5 protein-coding genes and 1 pseudogene are annotated in these 7,683 nt (G+C 37.8%); 1 reads left to right on the forward strand and 5 read right to left on the reverse strand.

Annotation, left to right across the window (positions count from 1 at the left end):
• The 3 genes from QVB70_RS01275 to QVB70_RS01285 form a co-directional block, all read right to left on the reverse strand.
• The coding region (locus QVB70_RS01275; protein WP_287582589.1) for a Coenzyme F420 hydrogenase/dehydrogenase, beta subunit C-terminal domain at positions 1-1,796 on the reverse strand (1,796 nt) is incomplete at its 3' end.
• Between the two features lie 293 nt (positions 1,797-2,089).
• Positions 2,090-3,343 (reverse strand): Glu/Leu/Phe/Val dehydrogenase, encoded by a 1,254-nt coding sequence (locus tag QVB70_RS01280; protein ID WP_287582591.1) that lies wholly within the window; start codon positions 3,341-3,343, stop codon positions 2,090-2,092.
• Positions 3,344-3,496: 153 nt separating this feature from the next.
• Positions 3,497-4,852: an aspartate aminotransferase family protein gene (locus QVB70_RS01285; protein ID WP_287582593.1), complete on the reverse strand. Its 1,356-nt coding sequence runs from the start codon at positions 4,850-4,852 to the stop codon at positions 3,497-3,499.
• A gap of 274 nt (positions 4,853-5,126) precedes the next feature.
• Here QVB70_RS01285 and QVB70_RS01290 point away from each other — a divergent pair, with 274 nt between their 5' ends.
• Positions 5,127-5,927 (forward strand): hypothetical protein, encoded by an 801-nt coding sequence (locus tag QVB70_RS01290; RefSeq protein WP_287582595.1) that lies wholly within the window; start codon positions 5,127-5,129, stop codon positions 5,925-5,927.
• A gap of 8 nt (positions 5,928-5,935) precedes the next feature.
• Here the strand turns inward: QVB70_RS01290 and QVB70_RS01295 are convergent, their stop codons facing one another.
• Positions 5,936-6,895 (reverse strand): hypothetical protein, encoded by a 960-nt coding sequence (locus QVB70_RS01295; RefSeq protein WP_287582597.1) that lies wholly within the window; start codon positions 6,893-6,895, stop codon positions 5,936-5,938.
• 180 nt (positions 6,896-7,075) lie between these two features.
• Positions 7,076-7,683: pseudogene (locus QVB70_RS01300) on the reverse strand (hypothetical protein); the annotation flags it as partial.

Consider the following 7,683-nt stretch of genomic DNA (forward strand, 5'->3'; position numbering starts at 1 on the left):
GCTGAGTGCCTTTCGTAGCCTTCTGGCCCGGCTGGAGCAATATCTGGATCAGGAAATAGAATATAGCCCTTTCCTTTAAGCATGCGGGCTTTGTTTCTATCAAAAATTCTGACTTCGCCTCCCATACCGGGTTTTGCTCCTTGACCTCCTTTTAATTCAAATCCCAATGCATCATTGACGAATTTTGAGCCGTATTGTTCGCGTGCATGATCAATTACAATTGCTGGTACACCTGCGATCCAGTCTTCAATGTTTGCCTGAACTACCAGTCCTCCATGTTTAGAGTCCCAATGTTGTCCAAATTCATCAATTTCCTCGATTAATCTTGCTTTTCCGTGCATATTAAGCACATTTTCACCAATTGTCCTGATTATTCCACCGCGGGCTGCACCTTCTGAAAGTTCAGCTGAAACCCTGTCTGCGACCTTAGTAGAGCCTACTGCTGCAATTATTACTGGAATTTTACATTTAATTCCACCAAGAATTTCAAAGAGACTTGCATCTTGGTATATAGGTTCCCTACCAAGTTCTAACTTTTTCTTATAGCCTCCCCTCCATCTAGGCTTGATTTGGAAGTCATCGATTGACGGCAATCGCTTTACCGAGCCGAAAGTCGCCCTGCCAAACTTCACCCTGGGATCAATATCCCCACAATAGTCAGCAGCACCGGTATCAGCATAATATCCGATAATACATTCACCACAACCAGAGCATACCTCACACATTCCACTCGATCGTTTGCTCCTTGTATCTCCTTGATTTAATGGCATTGAAGGAAACATAGCGTAATAATCAAGCATAGAAAGTAGCGGTTCTCTTGAAAGTCTTTTCTTATCAGATAACGTCTTAATTTGCTTTATATTTGCTGATTCCTCAATTATTTCATCTAATACATTAAAAAGACGCTCTCCAGTAGAGTTTCTGATAATGACAGTACTATAAAGTGATTTACTCCCGACCGAACCTACCGACACGTCCGCCAACGATGCTGTGAAATCCTGGCATATTTTACAATAATTATTGATGGCTAAGTTCAACGATAAATCCTCTAAGTCCATCTCAGAGGTTGAACCGTCATTCTTTCTGTATTCTAATTTCCCTTTCTTGATTTGCATAGCCTGTATTTCTGAAGGCAAGCCAAGGACTCCTGGATTACCGAAAATTCGATTATAGAGAAAAGATTCCATACAGAAAAGACCCACAACACCATGAAGGCTTTTCGAATTGAAAATCTCACCATTTTGGAGTTGTAGTTTGCGAACGGCTCTTAAATGACACGGTAGACCGACAAAAAGGACCTTATCATAAAGTTTGGTGGCTTCAATTAAGCTCGGGATTGGTGTACTTGTCGTATATTTAGAGCCAGCAAAATCTACTACAGTGTTATCTTCTGTTACTATTTCTGTAATTGGGTGCCAGAAAGAATCTCTTTTTGTTAATACTGCAGCATCTATAACTCCTTTTGAAAGAAGCTCTTCGACTAATTTGGTTATAATACCGCCATCTTGAGCAAACTCGGGGCGCTTGTTCAATCTAACCGATCGGATTTTCATTATTGGCCCAATTTCTGTTTGATCTGCTTTTTGAAAAAGACTTCCTATATTCTCGTATCCTATATTAATCTGAGGACACATTGTGAAACAATGACCACATCCTGTACAATCATCTAAGTCTTCTACATACGGAACTCCGCTATCTATCTGAACTATACTACAAACTGCAGCACATGTGCCACATTGAGTGCAGAATCCACGGTCAATTACCAAATTTTTCAGATCTTCGAAATAAAAAGTCATGAAGATTTCTCCCCTTTCCCTATTATCATAATGATTACGGGTGTACTGTTGTACAGTATTTACATTTGTAAAAAAAGTATAAAAATCTTTTTAGTCGATTTCGCACTTCAAACATTGAAGAAAAAAAAGAAAAGTACTGAATCTTGCCTTTAAACTAAGAAATTTTACTTAAGGTAATTTTTTTCAACCAAAAAATTCTTATGGTGTATATAATTCGCTTTTCTTACAGCAACAAACTGTGCATTCAAATCGTTTTGCAAAGATTTTAAAAAAAAAGAAAAGGTGATTATATCTTAGGGAAAGAGCCCTCTCGTCTTAATTGCATCAGCAACACGATCTATTGCAAAAACTTGTGAAGCAGTTCTCATACTAATCTCTTTTTCTTTAGAAACTTTTAAGGCATCTCTAAATCCTTGTTGCATAATTTTTTCCAGGCGTGTCAACACTTCCTCTTCAGTCCATAGCCAACCAGTCAGACTCTGACTCCACTCGAAGTAACTGACGGTGACGCCTCCAGCATTGGCTAGAATATCCGGAACTAGAAAAACATCGCGATCATATAATATTTTATCTGCTTCTGAACTGGTAGGACCGTTTGCTATTTCTATGACGATTTTTGCATTTATATTTGTAGCATTTTCCTTTGTTATTACATTTTCAAGGGCTGCTGGCATTAATACATCGCATTCAAGTTCTAAGAGTTCAGAATTGGAAATTGTTTCGCATCCCTCACAATCGACAACCGATCCAGTTTTCTGTTTGTGTTCCATAACTTTGTTTGGATTAAAGCCTTCTTTGTTATATACCGCTCCCTTAGAGTCGGAGACAGCAATGACTTTACTACCTATCTCATGCAAAAAAAATGCTGCTACTGATCCTGCATTTCCGAATCCTTGGATTGCACATGTTACATTACTTGGAGACATATTAAAATGCTTCAGCGCTTCAAATAAAACGAATGTTGCGCCACGTCCGGTGGCGATATTTCGTCCTAAAGAGCCTCCTATATTCAGTGGCTTGCCAGTAACAACTCCTGGGACGCTGTATCCTTTCATCATGCTGTAGGTGTCCATTATCCAGGCCATTTCCCGAGAACCCGTGTATACATCGGGTGCTGGAATGTCCTGTTCTGGACCTATAATTGGGAGAATCCCTACTGTATATCGCCGCGTCATGCGTCTGAGTTCATTTTCAGACATTTCCTTTGGATTGCAAACTACTCCTCCTTTCCCCCCTCCGAAGGGTATACCGACTAGAGCGCATTTCCATGTCATTAACATGCTCAAAGCAATTACTTCATCAAGTGATACATTTGGATGATATCGTATGCCACCTTTTGCTGGTCCTCTCGCAGTTGAATATTGAGATCTATATCCTGTGAATACTTCAGTTGTTCCATCATCCAAACAAATCGGTACAGAAACTGTCAATACACGTTCTGGTTTTTTCAGCATTTTGTGAATTGACGGATCAAGTTCCAAGACTTTTGAGGCATTATCTAATTGAGTTAATGAATTTTCAAAAAAGCTTAGAGTTTTTTCAGGCATGTTCTCACCCTATTTAATCAATAAGACAGTAAAATGATTGATTTCACTTCTAATACAAAAGTATTTTGTTATGGGATGATTGATTTTCAAAAAAAACTATGAATTGAACTTCAAATAGTAATAAAAGAGAAAAAAAGAGAAAAAAAGTTAGTATTACCAGCCAGCGAATCTCGCAATTTTTTCATCAGATATTTTGCCTTCTTCAACGTCCTTAATAGACTGGTTAATTATATCAACTGCTTTGTCACAATGTTCTTTGTTAATTATAAGCGGAGGTGTGATCTCTATTGTATTTGAGTGAACACCCACGTAGATTAAAATTAATCCAAGTTCCCATGCTCGATACATGACTTTAGCGCATTCTAATGAAGCTGGTTCTTTTGTTTTTTGATCTCTAACTAACTCGACACCAATAATCAATCCTTTTCCACGAACGTCTCCAATCAAACTACGTTCTTCTTGAATTTCACTTAGTCTTTTAATCAGATAATCTCCCATTTCTGCTGCATTCTGTGCGAGATTTTCTTCTTTAATGACTTCCAAAGTAGCAAGAGAAGCTGCTACTGACACAGGATGTCCACCTGTAGTCAAGAGATGTCCTGCAACCAAAGAATCTAATATTTCTGACGGAGCAACACATGCGCTTAATGGCATCCCGTTTGCCATAGGTTTGGCCATTGTTATAATATCTGGTTCGATATCAAAGCATTCAATGCCAAACATCTTTCCAGTTCTACCAAATCCATGTTTTACTTCATCAACTGCGAATAAAATACTGTGTTTCTCACAGAGTTCTTTAAGTCCTTTCAGGAATTCGGGTGGAGGAGGAATATCACCACCGTCAGATTGGATTGGTTCGATTAGTAGGCATGATGTGTCTTCGGGTGGACAAATCGTTGTCATTACCTGATTTTCTATGAAATCAACACATTGAAGACCACATGCTGGGCATTCAAGATCTTTTCCGAAAGGGCATCTGTAGCAATAGGCATAAGGAACTTTGACGACATTTGGTAAGCCTACGATCTCTGTTTGAGCAGTGTGCCCAGATAAAGTATAAGCGCCCATGGTTTGTCCGTGATAAGCCGCCATAAAACTCATAATGCGTCTTCTTTTTGTAGCATATGGGACTAGTTTATAAATGGTTTCATTCGCGTCAGAACCAGATAACCCGAACCAGACTTTTTTTGCCCAGTCACCAGGCGTGATCTGGATCAATTTTTCCGCTAATTCGACTACCACTGGATTACTATGCAAAGTAAAGCAATGATGACTTAGTTTTTCGACCTGATCTTGGACTGCTTTTACTATTTTTGGATGTCTGTAGCCGGCTATAGCAACTGCAGCGCCTGCATTGAAGTCTAAATATTCATTCCCATCAGAGTCGTATAAATACACACCTTTTCCTGATTCAATGGAAAGTGGATAAAACCGAATATGAATTGAAGATCCAATGACCTTTTCATCTCTATCAATCACGTCAAAAGATTTTGTAACATTTTTTTCCATTGTATTCACCTAAATCTCTTCAATATCCATTGGAAATACTCATCTATTTATTCCCTATATAAAAAACTATGGCTTCCCATGTGTTCTCAGAAACGTGATATTGTTTTCTATTTGCAACTTAAAGGGTTAAACTTAAATTTCATTAATACTGTTTGATTTCAATACTTTGTATTCTACAACAATTGAAGATGCAAAAATTTTATTGATGTTAACTGAAATCCTCTCTAAGAAGCAAAAAGTAGTAGTTTTGTGTTGAGAACAGGTGACATTTCGTATGAGCGGCGAAAATCTTATTGATGATGAAAAATTTATGCAAGAAGCATTTAGAATTATAGAAATTGCTGAAGAGCGTGATATAATCTTAAGGTTGCTAGGTTCGATCGCCTTTCGTATTCATTGTCCTAAGTATGCACCTCTACTGCATCACGGAGCTGAGGTCCACCGATCAATTACAGATATCGACTATATGGCTTATAACAAACACAAAACCCCTATACGAAAGTTAATGTACGACCTAAGATTTCGTGAGATTTTTGCAGATCCAATCGTCAGTCGGATAGTTTTTCAAAGTCCAAAATACAAGAATTTAAAAGTCGATTTTTTTCTTGAAAGACTCCGTTTCTGTCACATAATTGACTTTGATAGGAAGAAAAAACGCTTGGAAATTGATAAACCCACCATTCCCTTAGAAGAAATGCTGTTGGAAAAAATGCAAATAGTTGAGATCAATGAGAAGGATATCAAAGATACGATTATGCTTGTATGTGAACACGATATCGAAGATGATGCAGAAAAAAATACAGAAATTATTGATGGAGGTTTTATTGCTAGGATACTGGCTGACGATTGGGGATTTTGGTATACTGTTACAACAAATCTAAATAAAACTAAAGTATGGGTACCAAAATACAGTAATGCACTATCAGAAGAAGATCAATCTTTTGCGATAGATAGAATTAATGAACTTTTAGAGCGAATTGATCTGGAAGAAAAGACCAAAAGATGGCAAAAACGCGCAAAAACTGGCACAAAAAAACGATGGTACGAAGAAGTCCAAAGTTTAGATGTTGATTAGAATTCTTATTATCCCTCTGAAAACATCCATTTGCATTTTTTGGGTTTTATATCTAGAACTAAGATTACTCCGCGAACAACTCCTTCTCCATACTCACTGCCAGGGTTCAAGCAGATAGTTCTTCCGATACGTGTATATCCCTTGCTTTCGTGAATATGACCATGTAAACCGTATAAAGGTTGGTATTTCTCAATAGCGGCGCGTACTGCTTTGCATCCTACAGGAATCATTTCTGGCTCGCCTCCTGCTGTCAATACAGGTTTCATGTTTTTATCTAAGAGAGGCGCATAGTCAATGACGGCGTCAAAAGGCGGGCAATGAAAATTGAAAATACAGTTTTCCATATCATTAACATGTGAAGTCATAGCTTCAATTTTCTGTTCAATTTCTTCTTCTGGAACATCACGTTCACAATGCCACGGAGTAATATTTGCAAATCCAGTGGAAATCATTTCATGATATTCGTCTATCTGAATGTTCTTACCTTCTGGAACAATTATTATATCTGATTTCTTCAAAATATCGTCAATAAAATAAGCATCATCGTTACCAGGGTTTATGATACACTTGATATTTGTTCCAGCTAATCGTTCTTCAGTTAACACAACCCATTCTTCTAAACGTGCACGAATAAGTTTCTCAAATAATTCTTTAATTTTGGATCTGTCTTGTCGGAATTCGGATAGTTCATTTTCATTCGTATAATAAAAGTAGGCTCCAATTAGTTTGATATTTTTTTCTAAGGCTTCAAGTTCCTCTTTAGTTTTCAAAACAAGATCTGAACCTAAATATTCTGCCTCGTGTGAGCCATCATCTTGTTCAACTATCGGAATGATCATTTTTCCTGTAATATCTCCACCTAGAACAAGGACATCGGCCTTATACGCCTTTCCAGCATTAATAAACTTACGAAAACAAACGTCACTTCCATGAATATCAGTTGTGAAAAAGAGTTGAGTTTTTGCCATTTTGGTTCTACATCCAAATTTCGCTCAGTGCTAATCGTTCTAGTATAGACAGGATGTCGTAGTAGTAAAAAACGAACACAATAAAACTCTTTTGGTTAAGAAAAATAGTTTTTTTTAATTCTTGTTATAAGAAAAAGAAAAAAGGGGTAAGAAGGTAGAGCATTGTTGAAATTGTTGAGTTTACTCTGGAGGCAATTCTTTATGTGCTAGATGGATTGGTAGACCTTTAGATTGCCAATACGCACGTGCTATGAAGTACCATACAGGTCCTATAATCAATGTTATAACCATGCCAATAATATACTCCACAGATACGAAGAATGCAATTGCTCCTGGTGTCAGGGACGCAACAATGACCCAGATTGAAACAAATAGGGATAATATCCCGAAGAGACTTATCAAGGGGATTGGTCCGATCATTTTCTTCGCTAGAGGTGGCGCGGCATCAAAGATGTCTTTTCTTCTATAGGGGAACCATATCGCAGCAATGGATAGAATGAATACTCCTATAAACCAGCCCAACATTGAGTATAGCAGAAACGCAAACACTCCTGTGAAGAACGTCAGGAAATTCGCAAATTGAGCAGTTATGAACATTATAAGTATTGCCCAAACTGGATTTCCACGTTTGTCTAGGTCTGCTATTTTACTTGGTAGAAGACGGTCGAAACTCCATGCAAAGATGTTTCTTGTGTACAAGAATGGAATTACTATACCGCAAGAGCCCACACAAACCATGCATACAGCGAGATTTACCAGTCCAATGATCCACACGTTGGTTGTAGTGA

The sequence above is a fragment of the Candidatus Borrarchaeum sp. genome, assembly GCF_019058535.1.
Lineage (GTDB): Archaea > Asgardarchaeota > Sifarchaeia > Borrarchaeales > Borrarchaeaceae > Borrarchaeum > Borrarchaeum weybense.